15 protein-coding genes are annotated in these 19,651 nt (G+C 62.9%); 14 read left to right on the forward strand and 1 reads right to left on the reverse strand.

Annotated elements, in window-relative coordinates; translation table 11 throughout:
- Positions 1 to 1,034: 1,034 nt before the first annotated feature.
- The 7 genes from CFB49_RS29955 (at position 1,035) to CFB49_RS29985 (ending at position 12,153) form a co-directional block, all read left to right on the forward strand.
- Entirely contained in the window at positions 1,035 to 2,189 is a 1,155-nt protein-coding gene (locus CFB49_RS29955) for an ornithine cyclodeaminase family protein (protein WP_249190433.1), read from the forward strand.
- On the forward strand, positions 2,183 to 3,568 hold the full coding sequence (locus tag CFB49_RS29960) for an alanine racemase (protein WP_249190434.1): 1,386 nt from the start codon (positions 2,183 to 2,185) through the stop codon (positions 3,566 to 3,568). Before CFB49_RS29955 ends, CFB49_RS29960 begins: the two co-directional genes overlap by 7 nt.
- A 17-nt stretch (positions 3,569 to 3,585) precedes the next feature.
- Positions 3,586 to 4,608 (forward strand): cysteine synthase family protein, encoded by a 1,023-nt coding sequence (locus CFB49_RS29965; protein ID WP_089493167.1) that lies wholly within the window; start codon positions 3,586 to 3,588, stop codon positions 4,606 to 4,608.
- A gap of 41 nt (positions 4,609 to 4,649) precedes the next feature.
- A complete protein-coding gene (locus CFB49_RS29970; protein WP_256122036.1) occupies positions 4,650 to 5,981 on the forward strand; it encodes an MATE family efflux transporter in 1,332 nt (443 codons plus the stop codon).
- A gap of 1,027 nt (positions 5,982 to 7,008) precedes the next feature.
- Positions 7,009 to 7,785, forward strand: a complete 777-nt coding sequence (locus tag CFB49_RS29975) for a helix-turn-helix transcriptional regulator (protein ID WP_249190435.1) — start codon at positions 7,009 to 7,011, stop codon at positions 7,783 to 7,785.
- A gap of 12 nt (positions 7,786 to 7,797) precedes the next feature.
- Positions 7,798 to 8,046: a hypothetical protein gene (locus tag CFB49_RS29980; RefSeq protein ID WP_069619588.1), complete on the forward strand. Its 249-nt coding sequence runs from the start codon at positions 7,798 to 7,800 to the stop codon at positions 8,044 to 8,046.
- Between the two features lie 81 nt (positions 8,047 to 8,127).
- Positions 8,128 to 12,153, forward strand: a complete 4,026-nt coding sequence (locus tag CFB49_RS29985; protein ID WP_179234973.1) for a DUF3683 domain-containing protein — start codon at positions 8,128 to 8,130, stop codon at positions 12,151 to 12,153.
- Positions 12,154 to 12,203: 50 nt separating this feature from the next.
- Here the strand turns inward: CFB49_RS29985 and CFB49_RS29990 are convergent, their stop codons facing one another.
- A complete protein-coding gene (locus CFB49_RS29990; RefSeq protein ID WP_089493168.1) occupies positions 12,204 to 13,136 on the reverse strand; it encodes a thioesterase II family protein in 933 nt (310 codons plus the stop codon).
- A gap of 123 nt (positions 13,137 to 13,259) precedes the next feature.
- On the opposite strand from CFB49_RS29990, the gene CFB49_RS29995 reads away from it, so the two are divergent.
- The 7 genes from CFB49_RS29995 (at position 13,260) to CFB49_RS30025 (ending at position 19,649) form a co-directional block, all read left to right on the forward strand.
- Complete coding sequence (locus tag CFB49_RS29995; RefSeq protein ID WP_069620631.1) at positions 13,260 to 13,970, forward strand: ABC transporter ATP-binding protein; 711 nt, start codon at positions 13,260 to 13,262, stop codon at positions 13,968 to 13,970.
- Positions 13,967 to 15,358 carry an ABC transporter permease gene (locus CFB49_RS30000; RefSeq protein WP_089493169.1) on the forward strand — a complete coding sequence of 464 codons (1,392 nt, stop codon included), beginning with the start codon at positions 13,967 to 13,969 and terminating at the stop codon, positions 15,356 to 15,358. Before CFB49_RS29995 ends, CFB49_RS30000 begins: the two co-directional genes overlap by 4 nt.
- A 61-nt stretch (positions 15,359 to 15,419) precedes the next feature.
- The gene (locus tag CFB49_RS30005; protein WP_249190681.1) at positions 15,420 to 15,854 is read left to right on the forward strand and encodes a FixH family protein; all 435 of its coding nucleotides are present in this window, start codon (positions 15,420 to 15,422) and stop codon (positions 15,852 to 15,854) included.
- Positions 15,855 to 15,913: 59 nt separating this feature from the next.
- Positions 15,914 to 17,056: a DJ-1/PfpI family protein gene (locus CFB49_RS30010; protein ID WP_089437557.1), complete on the forward strand. Its 1,143-nt coding sequence runs from the start codon at positions 15,914 to 15,916 to the stop codon at positions 17,054 to 17,056.
- Positions 17,057 to 17,169: 113 nt separating this feature from the next.
- The gene (locus CFB49_RS30015; protein WP_089437558.1) at positions 17,170 to 17,952 is read left to right on the forward strand and encodes an outer membrane lipoprotein-sorting protein; all 783 of its coding nucleotides are present in this window, start codon (positions 17,170 to 17,172) and stop codon (positions 17,950 to 17,952) included.
- Positions 17,949 to 19,220 (forward strand): hypothetical protein, encoded by a 1,272-nt coding sequence (locus CFB49_RS30020; RefSeq protein ID WP_249190682.1) that lies wholly within the window; start codon positions 17,949 to 17,951, stop codon positions 19,218 to 19,220. Before CFB49_RS30015 ends, CFB49_RS30020 begins: the two co-directional genes overlap by 4 nt.
- Before the next feature lie 36 nt (positions 19,221 to 19,256).
- Entirely contained in the window at positions 19,257 to 19,649 is a 393-nt protein-coding gene (locus CFB49_RS30025; RefSeq protein WP_069621839.1) for a RidA family protein, read from the forward strand.
- The last annotated feature ends 2 nt before the right edge of the window (positions 19,650 to 19,651 follow it).

Consider the following 19,651-nt stretch of genomic DNA (forward strand, 5'->3'; position numbering starts at 1 on the left):
GATGCGGGCCGGGTTTTTCTATTGAGGAGCGCGATACGTCATGCACGGCGCCTCATGTCGACGCCTCATGTCGAAACGCGGGAAAATGAATGTATCGATATTGATTTGGACCGCGAAGAATAATGAGCGTCGGGTCGACCGAACTTGACGCCAAAAAGAGACGATTGTCGGGCCGCAGGGGCAAGCTGGCGACTCGAAGGCAGCGCGGATGGAACGCATGGCGACCGCAGGCGGTTCCCCAAACCGCCGACTGCGTAGAGCCCGACACCGTCACGACATCTCCCCCGAACGTTTCGGCGGCCCCCCGATGCGGGACACTTTTTCTTCCTCAACCAGCGTATCGCTCAGGCGGTATTTTCGAGCAACGAGCCGAGCTTGATTCTCGATGCTGCCATCGAGCGGCTACCGGCCTCAAATTTCACTTTCACGATTCAATGGCGGTCGTCGTAAATGCATTTGAAATGATGAAATAAAGTATTTGCAAGGAAAGTGGAAGCTGGTTTATAAATACGAGTGATTTGTATTTTCTCTACCGGTCGTGACCATCGACGCTGACGGAATGCTCAAATGGTCGGGACACGGTTCGCTGCGCTTCATCATGCGCGCGTTGTCGCGCATGAATGCCGCCTGCCAAGCAGCCATGCCGACGTGAGGGAATCCCGTCGAAATTGCTGAACTCGTCAGCCCGTGCCTGGTAAATCTCGGGCGGAACACGGGTATTTTCGTTATCGAAATGCTGATTATCTGATCGGCATCAACTGCGAGTCATCTTGTGGTTCTCGCTGGTATTAATGTGGCTTTTGTTAATCAATTTGATTTGGAGTGCAAAATTACTGAGCCGTATGTAATGAAAAACGAAATGATGGCCGATCCCGTCTTTTGCCGCATGATCCGCATTTCGGAAGGAAATATTCCATGATCAATACGCTGCAGGACATGAAGCACCCGCATTAATTGAACGTGTCGCCAGCCTCCCGGCGCATCCGCCTTCATGTCGAGCGCGCGATTCGCAGAGGCAGCTCCGCCGAACAAGAATGTGCGATCTGGCGCGTCGGTGCCGGTCGCGGCACGTCAATGTTCAAGTCAACCTGCACGACGTATGTGGCAGGCCCGTTCGATACGTGAAATCCGGTGAGACACAAGTGAATACGATGATATCCACGATGGCAGATGGCGCTGAACCCGACGCGGACGTTCGACCGCGGCTCGCGACGCAACCCTCGAGACTCCTTGTGCTTGGCAAGCGCACGATCGATGAACTCGACTACGACCCGTCGATGGTGCTCGACGCTGTCGAACGGGCATACCTTGGTCTCGGTACCGGCGAATCCGACAATCCGCGCAAGCTGATGAGCCAGCCCGCGGACAAGCATTCGGTCGCGTACTCGATGCTGGGTCGAGATGGTGGACGCAGAACGGTCGGTTTCAAGACGTCGTATAAGTTCGATCCGGAACATAACCGCGAACTGCAGAAGTACTACACGACGTTGTTGCTGTTCGACGACGAAACCGGCATGCCTGTCGCACTGATGGACGGCAGCCTTGTCGGGTCGCTGCGCACGCCGGCGGTATCGGCTCTGCTCGCACGCGCGGCTGCGCCGCGGGCTCGAACGGCGCTCGTCGTCGGCACGGGGACGCAGGGGCGGATGGCGGCGCCGTTCCTGCTGACCGCATTGCCGGACATCGAGCGCGTGATCGTACACGGCCACTATGAGTCGGGAATCGACGCCGTCCGCAAGACGTTGAAGCGCTTTCATCCGGGCCGTGACATCGAAGTATCGAAGGATCTCGTCGCCTCCGCGAATGAAGCGGACATCGTACTCGGGGTGGCCGGCGCCGGTGTGTCGGAGACCGTGCGACACGCGGCGCTGAAGCCGGGCGCGCTCGCGCTTCTGGTCGGCTACGGAATTCACGCTGACGCGCTGCATGGCGCCGATTACCGCATCGCGACGAGCGAGGCCCAAATGCAAGTAACCGGTGCCGACCTCGTGGACGAAGCCGGAAAACTGCCTGCCGTCGATGCCGAGTTGCCGGACATACTGCTTGGCCGCAAGCCTGCGCGGCGCAACGATGCCGATATCGTTTACGCATTCAACAGCGGCATGATCGTGACCGACATCGCGCTGGGGCGCGTGCTGGCCGATGCCGCGCTGACGAAAGGGCTCGGCCGGGAAGTCGAACTATGGTGACGGATATGCTTCGTTTGCCGGCGTTGTGGGATCCGCTACTGCGGGATTTCGTGGACGAACATCAAGCGATGATCCACGATCTTGTCCATGGCTTCGACGCACCCGTTCATTTCTTGTTTCCCGAGCGCTTCGCGCGCAATGTCGCCGAATTTCAGCGCGTACTGGACGATCGCCAAGTGTCCGGGCGCATTTACTACGCGAAGAAAGCGAACAAGGCGCGATGCTTCGCGCATGCGGCAGCAGCATCCGGGATCGGCGTCGACGTCGCGAGCACGGGCGAGTTCTCGGAAGCGTTGGCCGCGGGCGTGTGCGGAACCGATATCGGTGTATCCGGCCCGTCGAAGTCGAGCGCGCTGCTGCGGCTCGCGGTTTTGCACGATGCGTTGATCGCCATCGACAGCGAGGACGAACTCGATCGGCTGATCGCGATCTCGGCACAGGCGAAGCGGGTTGCACGCATTCTGTTGCGGATGGCGCCGGCGGCACGCAACGATAGCCGATTCGGTTTGAGTGCCGACGCACTTCGCGTTGCGCTATCGACCTGTGCCGCGATGCAGGCGTCGCTCGTCCTTGAAGGGTTCTCGTTCCATCTGTCCGGTTACAGCGCGACGGAGCGCTGCAATCAGGCCGCGATGGCGATGCGCGCGTGCCTGGCTGCGCGTGACCTCGGTCTTGCGCCGACCACGATCAATATCGGTGGCGGCTTCGCGATGTCGTACGCCAGCGAGCGCGACTGGCGCACATTCCAGCGGGCGCACCGGGCGGACGATTACCACGCAAACAAGGTATTCGACGGATTCTATCCGTATCACTCGGCCTGCAGCGGCGCGCAGATGCTCGACGCGATTCTGGCTGGTACCCCTGATGCGGCGTCCTCCGCATCGCTCGCCGAACTACTTCGCGAGCACGGTCTGACGATCATGCTGGAACCGGGGCGTTCGCTGCTGGATCAGGCAGGGTTTACGGTGTTTGCCGTGCAAGGCTTGAAGGACTGCGGCGACTATGGCATCACGACCGTCAATGGCACGAGCTTCAGCGTGTCGGAGCAATGGTTCGCCAGTGAATTCCTGCCCGATCCGGAACTGCTGAGCGTCGTGCGCGAGCCGTCGCGATCGCCGCGCACGGGCATGCCTTATCGCGCCTGCGTCGGCGGGGCGAGTTGCCTCGACTCGGACATGCTGACCTGGCGCAAGATCGTATTCGGGCGGCGCCCGGAACCCGGCGATCTGCTGATCTACCCGAACACGGCCGGCTATCAGATGGATTCGAACGAATCTTCATTTCACGAGCTGCCGCTTCCCCCCAAGCTTGTCTTGACACTTGACGGCGCGCGGCCACGCTGGCGCGTCGATCGCTTCTTCCAGCTTTCGGGAGCCTGACCATGAATGTGCGTTTTATGGGTGAGCAAGCCACGATCACCGTGCCTGCGATCGTGTCGAAGGTATCGGATCTTGTCGGCCGCACGCCGTTGTTCGAATTGATTCGCGGCGCCAACGGCGCGCGCATCCTGCTTAAACTCGAATCGACGAATCCGACCGGCAGCGCCAAGATCCGGATGGCGAGGCAGATGCTCGACGAAGCCGAACAGGACGGCAGCCTGCGGCCGGCCGGACACGTGATCGAATCGACGTCCGGCAATACGGGCATGGGGCTGGCGCTGTTGTCGGCCGAGCGCGGCTATCGGTTTACCGCGATCGTGGACAGTCACGCGTCGAAAGACAAGCTGCGGGCGATGCAAGCGTTCGGCGCAAAGCTCGTCTGCGTGAGCGACGGCGACGCGATCGCGACGGCGGATCGCGACGCGCTGGCCAAGCGCATGGCAGCGGACGATCCGGACGGCATCTGGACGGAGCAGCACAACAATCCCGCGAACGGTAACGGCTATCGTGGGCTGGCACATGAACTGCGCGACGTGCTTGGCGACCGAATCGACTTCCTGGTGGGTTCGGTCGGCACCGGAGGCTCGCTGTTCGGCACTGCACGAGAACTGCTCGCGACAGGCCGGGCGCCGCGCGTCATTGGTGTCGAGCCGGTCGGCTCGATCGTCTTCGGCGGCGAAGGCGGATCGTACTATCAGTCCGGCACCGGAACGCCGCCTGGCGCCGAGATCGGCGCGTTGGTCGACTATGCGTTGCTCGACGAAGGCTACAAGGTGACGGACGCGGCCGCCTTCAATACGGCACGCTATATCGCACGCAAGAAGTCGCTGCTCGTCGGCGGCTCGGCGGGCAGCGTCATCTGGCACGCGTTGAAGATGTTCGATTCGCTGCCGGCGGGGGCGACGCTCGTGGTCCTGGTCTGTGACGGCGGGGAAAAATATCTCGACACGGTGTTCGACGACGACTGGATGCGAGCGCGAAACCTGCTCGACGAGTCGATTGCTCGGGAACTCGAATCGATATTTTCCCGCGCCGCATGAAACTTCATCGACAAGTCTGGCTCGATGCCACGCAAATCGGCGTGCTTGCCGCTCCCCTCATCCTTACGCAGCTTGCCCAGGTGGCGCTGACGACCACCGACATCGTCATGATGGGGATGCTTGGCCCGCGCGAAATCGCCGCTGGGGGGCTCGCGCTGACGATCTTCAACCAGTTCCGGACGATGGGAACCGGGCTGGTGACGGGAACGGGCAACCTCGTCGCGTTCGCGAACGGTCAACACGCGCATGCGGAAATCATGCGGCTGGTGCGCTCCGGTTTTGCGCTGTCGACGCTCGCGGCACTGGCGTTTGCATTGATGATGCTGTGTATCGAAATGCCGCTTGTCTGGCTCGGTCAGGATCCGGGTGTCGCACGCCAAGCATCGTTCTATCTTGCGGCGGCCGCACCCGGCATGTTGCCGTGTCTGTGGTTTCAGGTGCTTCGACAATATACCGTCGGACTCCGCAAGCCTGGGCCGCTATTGGCGATCACGATCGTATCGATCGTCGTCAATGCGGCGCTCGACTACGCGTTGATGTTCGGCCGGTTCGGATTTCCGAAGCTCGGCCTGGTCGGTATTGCGTGCGCAACCAGTGGCGTGTACCTGCTTTCCTTCATCGCGTTTCTGACGATCGCAAGGCGCCGGCCGGAACTGTCCGAACACTTGTCGCTTGCCGCCTGGCGCGCCGATGCCGATACGTTGGCGCGGACGTGGCGGATGGGTTTGCCGATCGCGGCAACCTATGGATCGGAGGCTGCGTTCTTCACCGTCCTCACGCTCGTGATCGGGACGCTCGGCGCCGATGCGCTGGCCGCACAGACGATCGTGAATCAGGTGATCTACATCGTGTTCATGATTTCGGTCGGTTTGTCTCACGCGTCGTCGATCAGCATCAGCCATGCGTGCGCGCAGCGCGACTATCGCGGTGCGCGCCGACTCGGCTATACGGGGCTCGCGCTGGGTGTCGTGACGATGCTGGTCGTTGCGCTGCCGTATCTCATTGCGCCCACCCGCGTGCTTGCGCCATTTCTCGATAACGGCGCGGCCGCGAGTGCCGAAGTTCTGCGCCTCGCCGGTGGGCTGCTGACGATCGCGGCGCTGCTGCAGATCTTCGATTGCAGCCAGAACATCGGCGTCGGCATTTTGCGGGGCCTCGGTGACGTAACGAGTTCGTTTCGGATATCGATCGTCGGATACTGGTTAATCGGTCTGCCGGTCGCCTGGGCGGCCGGTGTGCTGCTGGGATACGGCATCTACGGCATCTGGAGCGGACTCGCCATCGGGCTAGCGGCCACGGCGTCGATGTTGCTGCACAAATTCGAGGGCCACCTTCGCGCGATGACGAAACGGACGCAAGACGGACGTTCGTGAACGCGACGAAGTTTCCAACGCGCACATCGGTGCCAACCGGGCACCGGAATTACCGAAATACCGGCCGGCATTGCATCGAACGCGGCACGTCCGCTCGTCTCGCCAGAGGCGGAATGCCGGCCGGATTCCCGACTGCCCGCACATGTTGTCGTTGATAGACGGCGACTTGTCTTTATCCGCCACCATACCCGGTACGCGACATGGTGGTTGTGACCGCCTCATACGTCGTATTCCGCTCTTGAGAATGCACAAGCCGTGACGGTCATCGCTCATGACTGCGCTAATCGTATGCCGACAAGATGCGTCGGCGGAAAGTTGCGTAGTCAGTAAATTTTCCTAATTCGGCCGATCGATGGTCGCAAGAGCGCGACAGATATAACTGCATCTGGAAGGCATGATTTGACCGGCCGCATTTCCTGAATTATCGAAACGGTAATTGATTGGCGTATATGCGAGCAATGTAAATAATTTGTCGAATTATACGAGGGCGTGAAATTCACGTCGGTCTATTTGTAAAGTTTTCTGCTGTTCCGCGATCTTAATTGTGACAAGATGCCGCACTTTGGCTGATTGCTGAAATATTCTGCAACATCGATTCGTTTCAGTGCAATTAAATCGCAATTTCCTGCTGTAATATCAAAGAAAGGTTCATTACATATTTTTTTCGAAAAGTAATGTTGCTGTCTTCTGTCCTCCGATATACTTGCGCAACTTCAAGTTTAGAGAGCGGAATCTAGACAGGTGGCCCGTATAGTGAACTGTTTCAGCCATTGGCAAAGTAAATAATTCAGATGTTAATGGTATTGCGTAATTGGTTTGCATTCCTCGTGAGTACTGGTTATCAAAACATGGTTCGCGAACGATGGCTGCCTAGACGTTGCCATCAGATACTGTCGCAGTGCTCGCACGTAGAAAGCAAGCAGCGTTGGATTGCCCGTCCGGTAAGGCCTTGAAGCTTTGGCAGATATTCGGTTGCCAGAGCATGTCAACGAATACGAATCTTGTCTTTTCATAAGGGCCCAGAAAATTGGAGACCTTTTCTCGCATCATTGGCGAGATTCTTCGTCCCAACGGTTTGACCGAGGGGATCGATCAACTCGCGGAAAAAATCGGACGCGTGATTCCGTTCGACAAGTGTTTGGTTTTGCACGGCGGCAGCGGCGATCCGGCTTCTCACGGGCTGATATATCGCTATGAGGCTGCGAGCGACGCCGGAATCCGGCGAGGCGTGACTCTGTTTGGTCCCGGAATCGATATCGATCGATATCTGAGTTGCTTCGCATTGTCCGATCGTCAGGATCATACGTTCCGCTGGCGCGATCTCGACGGGGAAGTGCCACAACGCGATGCGCAGGTCAACGATGTCGCGTCGTACATGCGGGGGCGGGGTATGGTCGCTTGTATCGGCGCTCCACCCGGTGATTCGACGGCCATTCGGACTGTGTTGCAACTGAAGTGCGAAGACATGACGTTGCATTCGGCGTTGCTCGTCAGTCTCATCGCCATGCATTTGCATGCAGCGTTGACCCAGAAGATTGCGCGGCATAACCGGGAGGGCGTGGACCTGTGCGCAGCCGGTCTCCAGCCGGATGCTTGCGAAACCTCGAACAGGATTCAGTTCACGAGAAAGGAATCCGATGTAATCAAATGGGTAGTCGAAGGCAAGACTGCCTGGGAAATCGGCCGGATACTTTCCATGTCGGAAAGAACGGTCAAGTTTCATCTGACGAACGTCTATGAAAAGCTGCGTGTGTCGAATAGAGCGCAAGCGGTGGCGAAGGTTAGCCGTCTGGGATTGATCTAGGAGAGTTCGGGAATGTCTTTCAAGGAAAAGGTCAAGGCATTTGTCGCACGTCATGGGTTTACGTACAAAGCCTATATTTTGTCGATTCTCTTTCTGCCGCCGGCAGCACTTTATATCGCATGGAAGCGACCGGGTTTGCCGGTCCCGGGCCGTGTCTTGCTGTGCGTGACCGGCGTGCTTGCGCCTCCGTTGGTCGGTATCGCCACGGCGATGATGCTGAAAGGCGCATTCGATTTGATCCGGACAGTCGTTTCCGTTTAGTTTCCCTGCCGGTTGCCGAATACGATTCCGCTTTCCCGAGCGTGGTTCTCGATCGCTTCATCATTCATTCCATAAACGCCAATGAATGCCCGACTGCCAACCGTACAATTGTTAGAGTGTGTTCGGGCAATAGCAGGATTACATGAGCCGTCGCGCAATATTCCGTATAACTACACGTCGTTTTCCGATCGAGAGATCGTGATCCGCCTGCTCGGCGAGGCGGCGTGGGCGGTGCTCGACGAACTGCGCGCCGAGCGCCGCACGGGCCGCTCGGCGCGGATGCTCTGCGAAGTGCTCGGCGACATCTGGATCGTGCGCCGCAACCCGTACCTGCAGGACGACCTGCTTGATAACCGAAGGCGTCGCCGGTTCCTGATCGCCACGATGCATGATCGGCTGTCCGAAATTGCAAGACGCCGTCGGGTGAGTGTGAGCGGATGGTACGACGACGCCGGCCGCGAACGCGCATCGCGCGTCGAGATGCTCGAGAGCGCCGCGCAGCGCGCGGTCAACGAATTCGCCGACGAATTCGACAAGATGGCCGAGCTGCGCCGCCGCGCGACCAAGGCGCTCGGCCGCTGCACGCAGAAGGACAACATCCGCTTCGACGGGCTGTCGCGCGTGTCGCACGTGACGGATGCGACCGACTGGCGCGTCGAATACCCGTTCGTCGTGCTGACGCCGGACACCGAAGCCGAGATCGCCGCGCTGATCAAGGCGTGCTTCGAGCTCGGCCTGACCGTGATCCCGCGCGGCGGCGGCACCGGCTACACGGGCGGCGCGGTGCCGCTCACGCCGTTCTCAGCGGTGATCAACACCGAGAAGCTCGAACAGCTCGGCGCGGTCGAGCTGACCGAGCTGCCGGGCGTCGCGCACAAGGTGCCGACGATCTTCTCCGGCGCGGGTGTCGTCACGCGCCGCGTGACCGAGGCGGCCGAAGCGGCCGGCTACGTGTTCGCGGTCGACCCGACTTCGCTCGACGCGTCGTGCATCGGCGGCAACGTCGCGATGAACGCGGGCGGCAAGAAGGCCGTGCTGTGGGGCACCGCGCTGGACAACCTCGCATGGTGGCGAATGGTCGACCCGGACGGCAACTGGCTCGAAGTCACGCGCCACGAGCACAACCAGGGCAAGATCCACGACATCGCGGTCGCGCGCTTCGAACTGAAGTGGTTCGACGGCGCGTACGCGCCCGGCGAGAAGCTGCTCAAGACGGAGATGCTCGAGATCGAGGGTCGCCGGTTCCGCAAGGAAGGGCTCGGCAAGGACGTGACCGACAAGTTCCTCGCCGGCCTGCCGGGCGTGCAGAAGGAAGGCTGCGACGGGCTCATCACGTCCGCGCGCTGGGTGCTGCACAAGATGCCCGCGCACACGCGCACCGTGTGCCTCGAATTCTTCGGCCAGGCGCGCGAAGCGATCCCGAGCATCGTCGAGATCAAGGACTACCTGTTCGAGACGTCGAAGCAGGGCGGCGCGATCCTCGCGGGCCTCGAGCACCTCGACGAGCGCTACCTGCGCGCGGTCGGCTACGCGACCAAGAGCAAGCGCAATGCCTTCCCGAAGATGGTGCTGATCGGCGACATCGTCGGCGACGATGCGGATGCGGTCGCGCACGCGACGTCCGAGGTGATCCGGATGGCGAACGGCAAGAGCGGCGAAGGCTTCGTCGCGGTCAGCGCGGAGGCGCGCAAGCGCTTCTGGCTCGACCGCAGCCGCACGGCGGCGATCGCCAAGCACACGAACGCGTTCAAGATCAACGAGGACGTGGTGATCCCGCTGAACCGGATGGGCGAGTACACCGACGGCATCGAGCGGATCAACATCGAGCTGTCGCTGAAGAACAAGCTGCAGCTGGTCGACGCGCTCGAGGCGTTCTTCAAGGGCGGCAACCTGCCGCTCGGCAAGACCGACGACGCGAACGAGATCCCGAGCGCCGAACTGCTGGAAGACCGCGTGCAGCAGGCGCTGGAGCTGCTCAAGCGCGTGCGGGCACGCTGGGAATTCGTGCGCGACCGGCTCGACCAGCCGCTGCGCGAGGCGCAGCACTACCTGGTGCAGCTCGGCTACGAGGCGCTTGCGGAGAAGTTCGCCGATCGCGCGGACGAGCAGCCGGGCGCGACCGTGTTCCACATCACGCAGGACCGCACGGTGCGCATCTCGTGGAAGCAGGAGATCCGCGCGGAACTGCGCGCGATCTTCAACGGCGGCGCGTTCAAGCCGATCCTCGACGAAGCGCAGGCGATCCACAAGCGCGTGCTGCGCGGGCGCGTGTTCGTCGCGCTGCACATGCACGCGGGCGACGGCAACGTCCATACGAACATCCCGGTCAACTCCGACAACTACGAGATGCTGCAGGACGCGCACGCGTCGGTGGCCCGCATCATGACGCTGGCGCGCTCGCTCGACGGCGTGATTTCCGGCGAACACGGGATCGGCATCACGAAGCTCGAGTTCCTGACCGAGGACGAGATCGCCGAATTCCGCGCGTACAAGCAGCGCGTGGACCCGAACGGCCGCTTCAACAAGGGCAAGCTGCTCGACGGCGCCGATCTGCGCAACGCGTACACGCCGAGCTTCGGGCTGATGGGCTACGAATCGCTGATCATGCAGCAGTCCGACATCGGCGCGATCGCCGATTCGGTGAAGGACTGCCTGCGCTGCGGCAAGTGCAAGCCGGTGTGCGCGACGCACGTGCCGCGCGCGAACCTGCTGTACAGCCCGCGCAACAAGATCCTGGCGACGTCGCTGCTGGTCGAGGCGTTCCTGTACGAGGAGCAGACGCGCCGCGGCGTGTCGATCAAGCACTGGGACGAGTTCAACGACGTGGCCGACCACTGCACGGTGTGCCACAAGTGCGCGACGCCGTGCCCGGTGAAGATCGACTTCGGCGACGTGACGATGAACATGCGCAACCTGTTGCGCAAGATGGGCAAGAAGAAGTTCAACGCCGGCAATGCGGCGGGGATGTTCTTCCTGAACGCGACCAATCCGCAGACGATCAACCTCGCGCGCGGCGTGATGATGGGCGTGGGCTACAAGGTGCAGCGCTTCGCGAACGACATGCTGAAGAAGGTCGTGACGAAGCAGACGCAGCACCCGCCGGCGACGACGGGCAAGCCGCCGGCGGTCGAGCAGGTGATCCACTTCGTGAACAAGAAGATGCCGGGCAACCTGCCGAAGAAGACGGCGCGGGCGCTGCTGGACATCGAGGACAACAAGATCGTGCCGATCATCCGCAACCCGAAGTCGACGACGGTCGATTCGGAAGCGGTGTTCTACTTCCCGGGCTGCGGCTCGGAGCGGCTGTTCTCGCAGGTGGGGCTGGCGACGCAGGCGATGCTGTGGGAGGCGGGCGTGCAGACGGTGCTGCCGCCGGGCTACCTGTGCTGCGGCTATCCGCAGCGCGGCTCGGGGCAGTACGACAAGGCCGAGAAGATCGTGACGGACAACCGCGTGCTGTTCCACCGGGTCGCGAACACGCTGAACTACCTGGACATCAAGACGGTGGTGGTGTCGTGCGGCACCTGCTACGACCAGCTCGCGGGTTACGAATTCGACAAGATCTTCCCGGGGTGCCGGATCATCGACATCCACGAGTTCCTGCTCGAGAAGGGGATGAAGCTCGACGGGGTGACGGGCACGCGCTACATGTATCACGACCCGTGCCATACGCCGATCAAGACGATCGACCCGGTGAAGCTGGTCAACGAGCTGATGGGCGCGGAGAAGGACGGCTACAGGATCGAGAAGAACGATCGCTGCTGCGGCGAGTCGGGCACGCTGGCGGTCACGCGGCCGGACGTGTCGACGCAGGTGCGCTTCCGCAAGGAGGAGGAGATCCGCAAGGGGGCGGCGAAGCTGCGCGCGATTCCGGTGGTGGCGGGCGATGCGGCGGCGCCGGCGGCCGCGGGAGCGAACGGCCCGGACGTGAAGATCCTGACGAGCTGCCCGTCGTGCCTGCAGGGGCTGTCGCGCTACAACGAGGACGCGAACCTGGAGGCCGACTACATCGTGGTCGAGATCGCGCGCCAGGTGCTCGGCGAGAACTGGATGGCCGATTATGTCGCACGGGCCAACCATGGCGGGATCGAGCGCGTGATGCTGTGAGGAAACAACCTCGCAAACAATGCGGGCGCGGCCGGTTCCCTGTATCGAGACTATGCGTGTGCGGCCAGCGTCGCGACAACGTGATCCTGGAGCTCGCGCTCCCTGGCATGGATGAAGAAATGATCGCCGTCGAACCGATGAAGCGAGAACGGTCCGTCGCTGTAGCGACGCCATTCATGCAACGCGTCGATATCGACGTGCGGATCGTGCAGGCCGCCAAATACGGTCAGCCCGCAGCGCAACGCGAAAGGCGTATCGGTGCAATAGCCTTCGGCGAGTGCCAGATCGGCGCGCAGCGCGCGCAGGAAATGCCGAAGCCAGTCCGGCTCCGACAGCAACGCATCCGGTGTGCCGCCCATCGTCTTCAGCCAGTCGATGAGCTCCGGTTCCGGCAACCGATGAATCGCTAACGGACGAGGGACGACATGCGGCGCACGGTGCGCCGCGCAGAACGCGTGAATGGGCCCGCGAAGCCGTCGTCGATCGAGTTCCCTCAACCATTCGATACCGACGACACTGCCGAAACTGTATCCGAAGGTGCCGAACGGCTTGTCGAGGAGCCCGTTCGCGGCGGTGGCCAACGCATCCGTCATCGCATCCAGCGACGTGGGCGGGGCTTCCGAGAAGCGCGTCTGGCGTCCCGGTAGCTCGACCGCCACGACTTCGATCCAGTCGGGCAGCTCGAGCGCCCAGCGCCGATAGAGCAGCGAACCCGCGCCGGCGTACGGGAAGCAGAACAGCCGGTGCGTGGCCGCGGGTTGCGGGCGATGCAGGATGAACCAGGGGGTTATCTTGACAGGCATGCCGATTGAGAGCGGAAGTCGTGACGCGTCGCGGCCGCGATCCAGTCCGGGGCGGCGCGCCGATGACGGTGCAGCGTAATCGCAAGGGCCGGCGACGTGTGCCGTCCGACGGTACAGGTTGACGATCCATCCGGGCCGTGATTGTTCGCGAATGCGAGACGCGACATGCGATCCCGGCATCGGGTTCGCGCCCGAATGCTGCCCCAACGAACAGGTTTTTCCCTACACGCAAGTTGGTATTCTGCGCTGCGCGATCGTCCTGCACCGTGTTGTCGCGGCCTGCCAACTTCGTACATCGAGACCATGAACGCTGTAATACTCGAAGCCGTTGAAAAATCGTATCTGATGGGTTCCGTCAACGTGACCGCGCTGCGCGACGTCACGCTCGACATTCGCGACGGAAAACTGACCGTCATTGCCGGTGCTTCCGGCAGCGGGAAGTCGACGTTGCTGAATCTCGTCGGATGCGTGGACCGGCCCGACCGCGGCCGCATCGTCGTGGCGGGCGAAGAGGTCGGACGCTTGTCGGACGATGCGCTGTCCGATTTTCGTGCTCGGCGGCTCGGTTTCGTCTTTCAGAACTTCAATCTGTTGCCGGTGCTCACGGCGCACGAAAACGTCGAATATCCGCTGCTTCTCGCGGGCACGCGATTGACGGAGTCCGAACGTGCGCTGAAGGTACGGGACATGCTCGACGCGGTCGGTCTCGCGGACAAGGCGCATCATCGTCCGGGACAGATGTCGGGCGGTCAGCGGCAACGCGTCGCGATCGCACGCGCACTCGTCGCGTCGCCGAACCTCGTGCTGGCGGACGAGCCGACCGCCAATCTGGACAGCAAGACCGGCCAGCAGATCATCGCGCTGATGCGGCGATTGCAACGGGAGCGGCGCGTGTCGTTCGTGATTTCGTCGCACGATCCGCAGGTCATCGCGGCGGGCGACGACGTTGTCCACATTGCCGACGGGATCGTGTCCGACGTGACACGCACCGATGACCAGGAGGCGTTCGCATGAAGACTTTTTCGCTCGCGCTCCGCAATCTGCTGCGCAACCGTCGCCGCTCGATCACGACCTTGCTCGCGATGATCGTCGGCGCGCACGCGGTGCTGCTGTTCGGCGGCTATACGCGCAACATCACGTACGGTCTGCAAACCGATTACGTGAAGTACGGCGGCCACCTGCAGATCGAACGCAAGGGGTTCTACGAGTTCGGCAGCGGGAACCCTTCCGAGTACGGGATCGACAACTACGAGGCGATCATCGATGCGGTGAAGGCCGATCCGGAACTGGCGAAGATGGTGCTCGTCGCGACGCCCACGCTGCAGTTGCAGGGTATCGCGGGCAACTTCGACGCGGGGTTGTCGCGTACCGCGCTCGCGCTCGGCGTGCGCGTCGACGACCAGAACCGGATGCGCGCATGGAACGACTATCAGTTCCCCGTGACGATCCCGCCGATGGCGCTGACCGGAACGACCGGCGACGCAGCCGTGATCGGCACGGGCCTCGCGCGGGTGCTCGAACTGTGCGGGCCGCTCAAGGTGCCTGACTGCAACCCGCCCAGGAAGTCCGCGGACACCACGACGGCTTCGCCGCTTCCGGGCGACATCGCGGCCCTTGCCGAGGGGACGCGTGCGGCGCCGGCTGCCGCGACGGGCGGCCGGCGGATCGAACTGCTTGCGGCGACCGCGCGCGGTGCGCCGAACGTGGCGGAACTGCAGGTCGTGAAGGCGGAGCGGCAGGGCATCAAGGAATACGACGACATGTACGTCGGCCTGCACCTCGCGCAAGCGCAACGACTCGTCTACGGCACCGAGCAGCCGAAGGCGACGGCGATCGTCGTCCAGCTGCGCCATACGTCGGATTTGCCGGCCGCGAAGGCCCGGATCGAGACGCTGCTGAAAACGAAATTCGCGGGTACGGATACGGAAGTCGTCGATTACACGGTGCTGAACCCGTTCTATGGTCAAGCACTTGCGATGTTCGCGACGCTGTTCGGTTTTGTCGCGCTCCTGATCGCCGCGATCGTGCTGTTCACCGTCGGCAACACCATGAGCACGGCGGTGTTCGAACGCACGGTCGAAATCGGCACGCTGCGCGCGATGGGATTGCGCCGTGTCGGCGTACGTCGCCTGTTCCTGTGCGAAGGGCTGCTGCTCGGCGTGATCGGCGCGGTGCTCGGCGTCGCCAGCGCGGCGTTGCTCGCCGGCATCATCAACGTCAGCGGTCTGACGTGGACGCCGCCGGGCCGCTCGCCGGTGCCGTTGATCATTCGTGTGTGGGGCGAGAACGACCTGATCGTCGGTACCGCGATCGGCCTGCTGGTGGTGGCGATGCTCTCCGCGTTGCTGCCCGCGCGCCGCGCGTCGCGAATGGAGATCGTCGATGCGCTCCGCTATGCGTGATCGGCCGATCGGATCGGGCGTCAATGAAATGTCGATGAAATGGATTCGTCGGCGGATTGTCATGTTAGCCTTCGCCGGGAGTTGCATCGCGATGCTCGGCGCATGCGGCGCACCGGCTGAGCAGCCGGCGCCCCGGGATCTGAATCTGTCGTTGACGCAAGCGACGGCGTCCGGCGCGTACATCGTGACGCTCGAACCGCCGACGACACCGCCGCCGCTGAACCGGATCCATGCGTGGACCGTTACCGTGAAGCGCGCGTCGGGCGACCCCGTGCGCGGTGCGCGCATCGATGTCAGCGGCGGGATGCCCCAGCACGGGCATGGTCTGCCGACGCGCCCTCGCGTGATCGACGGCGACGGAGACGGGACGTATCGGCTGCAAGGGATGAAGTTCAGCATGCCCGGCTGGTGGACGATCACGCTGAAGGTCCGGGACGCGCAGCGCGACGACGACGTGACGTTCAATGTCGTGTTGCCGCCGGCGGCGGCGTCATGACGGTCGACACGGGCCCCATGCCTGATTACTGGATGAGTTCCATACACGGAGAGGCTTCAATGCGAAAAGTCATGCTGTACTGGATGATGGTGCTGCTCGCGCCGTTTGCATCGGGTATCGCGAACCTTGCTCATGCGGGGCCGGCGAGCGAAGCGTCGGCGCCGGCCGCCGCCGCGCCGGCGGCGGCACGCGCAGACCGGCTGCCCGCCTATCAGCCGCGCTTCGGGCGCACGCGCCCGATCGTCGCCGTCGTCGGCGAAAACTACTACACCGAGCTGACCGATTACGTCGTTCCCTATGGCATCGTGGCCGAATCGGGCGCGGCGGATCTCGTCGCGCTCGCGACGAAGCCCGGCCCCATCCGGATGTTCCCGGCGCCGATGAACGTCATTCCGGACGAAACCACCGCCCAGTTCGATCAGCGCGTGCCCGAAGGGGCGGACTATGTGATCGTGCCGGCCGTGCATCGCGACAGCGATCCGGCGCTGCTGGCATGGGTGGCCGAGCAGGCGAAGAAGGGCGCGACGATCATCGGCGTGTGCGACGGCGTCTGGGTGGTCGCCCGTGCGGGGCTGCTGGAAGGCCGCCGCGCAACGGGGCACTGGTATTCGATGAACGATCTCCGCAAGAAGTTTACCGATACGCGCTGGGTCGACGGCAAGCGTTACGTTGCCGACGGCAAGGTCGTCACGACGACCGGCGTCACCGCGACGATTCCGGTATCGCTTGCGCTCGTCGAGGCGCTCGCGGGGCGTGAACGTGCGCTGCAGGTCGCCGAGCGGCTCGGACGTCCCGCATGGTCGTCCGAGATCGCGAGCGACCGCTTCAACCTCGGCTTGCCGGCGATGGCGACGATCGCAACCAACTACGTGTCGTTCTGGTCGCATGAGGATTTCGGTATCCCGATCGCGCCGGGTGTCGACGAAATCGCGCTCGTGCTCGAGGCCGACGCCTATTCGACGACGTTCCGCTCGACCGCCTACACGGTGGCCGCGAACCGGGAACCCCTGCGCACCCGGCGCGGGTTGACGATCGTTCCCGACCGCGTGGCCGGCGTCGACGCGCCGACGAGGATGTTGTCCGCGCCGATCACGCGCTATCCGTTGCATGCGCTCGATGCATCGCTGAACGCGATCTCGGCCGAGTTCGGCAAGCGCACGGCCGCATGGGTCGCACTGCAGATGCAGTATCCGGGCTACTGAGCCGCACACCGCAGCGTCACCCCGTTCCTTCCCCAAGCCTGTCGGTTTTCCACCCGTTTTCGGGTGGGAGCCGAACTCGTCCCTGTCATTCCGTATTTGCCCCGGAGATTCCGATGCAGACGCATTCGATGGCGCGCCTGTCCGCCGCCGCGATCCTCGCACTCGCCTGCTGTACCGCACACGCCGCGCCCGATCCGCAACGCATCCTCGCCGCGAGCGATGCCGTTCGCAACCCGAGCGAGCCGTTCACGCTGAATGTCACGCTGACCCAGTACACCGATGGCAAGCAAACGGATTCGAACGCACTGACCGCCTATTCGCGGATCAACCCGGCGAGCGGCCAGTTTCGCAGCCTGATTCGATTCGCCGCGCCGGCACGCGATGCGAACAAGCTGATGCTCAAGAGCGGCAACGATCTGTGGTTTTTCGATCCGGCGAGCAAGGCGACGATCCGCATTTCGCCGCAGCAACGGTTGCTCGGGCAGGCGTCGAACGGCGACGTGGTCACCGTCAATTTCGCACAGGGATATCGTGCCCAGGTCGAGGCGGAGGAGGACGTGCAGGACGGCGAGCGCCAGATGCGCCGTGCCTACCGGTTGAAGCTCGTCCAGAGCGTATCCGACATGACGTATCACTCGATCGAAATGTGGATCGATACGACGGACTCGCGCCCCGTGAAGGCACGTTTCTTCAGCGAAAGCGGCAAGCTTCTCAAGACGGCATTCTATCGACGGTTTCAACAACAGCTCGGCGCGTTGCGGCCCACCGAGATCGTGATCATCGACGGGCTCAATCCGAATCTCGTGACCGTGATGCGATATGCGGACTATGTGGCGAGGGAGATTCCGGACGCCTGGTTCCAGTCCGATTTCATGGCGCGTTTCCAGCCTGAATGATGACGCGCATCGGCATCGCCTGTATCGCGTTGGCCGGCATGGCGGGCGTATGCCATGCCAACGACGCGGAAGAGGCCGGGCTGGCGCTGGCCGACGCGACGCCGGTGCAGAAGGTCGACGACGGCAAGTACCAGTTCAGTCTCGAGCCGGGCCTGCGTTTCGCCACCTTGCGGCCGGGCGGCACGCGGACGGCCACGCGGCTGTCGCTCGACCTGACTGCGCGTCATGCATTCTCGAACGGGTGGGGCATCAGCCTGGCAGACCGACTCGACCTGAACGGTCCGTGGCGCTTCGATGGCGACTCGGGCGCGATCAACACGCTGAAGGAACTGTATGTGGACGGCCGCGTAGGCAGCGGCAGCACGCTGCTGCAGGCCGGCCGCGTCAATGTACGGCTCGGCGTTGCGACCGGCTACAACCCCACCGACTTTTTCCGCGACAACGCCGTCCGTTCCGTGACCTCGGTGGACCCGGCGAGCCTGCGCGAGAACCGGCTCGGTACGGTGATGCTGCGCGGCCAGCAGCTGTGGGCCGACGGTTCCGTCAGCGCGCTCGTCGCCCCGCGGATAGCGGATCGCGCAACCGACGCATCGTTCTCGCCCGACTTCGGCGCAACGAATCAGCGCACGCGCTGGATGCTTCAGTTCAGCCAGCGCGTCATCTCGGATCTGTCGCCGCAGTTCGTGATCTACGATGACGGGAAGCCCGGCAGTTCGCCGCAATTCGGCGTCAACCTGGTCCATCTCGTCAACAATGCGTGCGTCGGATACGTCGAGTGGTCGGGTGGGCGAGGGCCATCGACGCTGGCACGTGCGCTTGGGCAGCCGTACAGCGATGTTGCGTTCCGTTGGAAGCTCGCCACCGGCGCGACGTGCACGACGTCGCGCAATCTTTCCGTCACGCTGGAGTATGACCGGGACGGCGCCGCGCTCGATCGTGCGGGTTGGCAGGCGCTGCGCAATGGCCCGCCGGCCGGTTACGCCGCGTATCGAACGTTGGCGGCCGCCCAGCAGGACCCCACGACCCGCGACGGACTGTTCGCGATGGTCAGATGGCAGGACGCGTGGATCCAGCGGCTGGATCTCTCCGGTTTCGTCAGGTTGAACCTGGCCGATCGCAGCCGGCTCACGTGGCTCGAGGCGCGTTATCGCTTCGCCAGAACCGACGTCGCGCTGCAATGGCAGATCAATGCGGGCGCGTCGTCGACCGAATACGGCGCGCTGCCACAGTCGAATCTCTTCCAGCTGCTCGTCAAGCACTATTTGTGACGCGGCAGCGCCACCTGCTTCAAGGAGAAGCATTGCATGAAACACTATGTGACGTCGGGCAATGAATTGCCGCAGTGGCCGTCGCCGATCAGCCATGCCGTGGTCGCGAACGACACCTGCTATCTCAGCGGCCAGCTTTCGCTGGACGCCGACGGCCGCTATGTGCCCGGTACGCCGGCCGAGGAAGCGCGGCGCGCGTTCGCGAACCTGTTCCGTGCGATCGAGGCGGCGGGATTCAGCCCACGGGATCTCGTGTTCGTCGACATCGCGTTCTCCGACATCGGTGCGCTCGCGGACGTGAACGGTGTGTATGCCGACCTGTTTCCCGAGGATCGCCGGCCTGCGCGAACCGTCTATCAGGCGGCTGCGTTGCCGTTCGGCGGCCAGGTCAAGGTGATGGGCGTCGCCGTTCGCGACGCGTCGCGCTGACG

This window comes from Burkholderia sp. AU17457, assembly GCF_002223255.1.
Classification (GTDB): domain Bacteria; phylum Pseudomonadota; class Gammaproteobacteria; order Burkholderiales; family Burkholderiaceae; genus Burkholderia; species Burkholderia sola.

What these genes read in the sequence shown, in the direction of transcription:
- CFB49_RS29960 (WP_249190434.1), top strand. Translation starts at nt 2,183, where the DNA reads ATGGTGACGGATATGCTTCGTTTGCCGGCGTTGTGGGATCCGCTACTG.
- CFB49_RS29980 (WP_069619588.1), top strand. Translation starts at nt 7,798, where the DNA reads ATGTCTTTCAAGGAAAAGGTCAAGGCATTTGTCGCACGTCATGGGTTT.
- CFB49_RS30015 (WP_089437558.1), top strand. Translation starts at nt 17,170, where the DNA reads ATGCAGACGCATTCGATGGCGCGCCTGTCCGCCGCCGCGATCCTCGCA.
- CFB49_RS29995 (WP_069620631.1), top strand. Translation starts at nt 13,260, where the DNA reads ATGAACGCTGTAATACTCGAAGCCGTTGAAAAATCGTATCTGATGGGT.
- CFB49_RS30025 (WP_069621839.1), top strand. Translation starts at nt 19,257, where the DNA reads ATGAAACACTATGTGACGTCGGGCAATGAATTGCCGCAGTGGCCGTCG.
- CFB49_RS29985 (WP_179234973.1), top strand. Translation starts at nt 8,128, where the DNA reads ATGAATGCCCGACTGCCAACCGTACAATTGTTAGAGTGTGTTCGGGCA.
- CFB49_RS30020 (WP_249190682.1), top strand. Translation starts at nt 17,949, where the DNA reads ATGATGACGCGCATCGGCATCGCCTGTATCGCGTTGGCCGGCATGGCG.
- CFB49_RS30010 (WP_089437557.1), top strand. Translation starts at nt 15,914, where the DNA reads ATGCGAAAAGTCATGCTGTACTGGATGATGGTGCTGCTCGCGCCGTTT.
- CFB49_RS29955 (WP_249190433.1), top strand. Translation starts at nt 1,035, where the DNA reads ATGTGCGATCTGGCGCGTCGGTGCCGGTCGCGGCACGTCAATGTTCAA.
- CFB49_RS29990 (WP_089493168.1), bottom strand. Translation starts at nt 13,136, where the DNA reads ATGCCGGGATCGCATGTCGCGTCTCGCATTCGCGAACAATCACGGCCC.
- CFB49_RS30005 (WP_249190681.1), top strand. Translation starts at nt 15,420, where the DNA reads ATGTTAGCCTTCGCCGGGAGTTGCATCGCGATGCTCGGCGCATGCGGC.
- CFB49_RS30000 (WP_089493169.1), top strand. Translation starts at nt 13,967, where the DNA reads ATGAAGACTTTTTCGCTCGCGCTCCGCAATCTGCTGCGCAACCGTCGC.
- CFB49_RS29965 (WP_089493167.1), top strand. Translation starts at nt 3,586, where the DNA reads ATGGGTGAGCAAGCCACGATCACCGTGCCTGCGATCGTGTCGAAGGTA.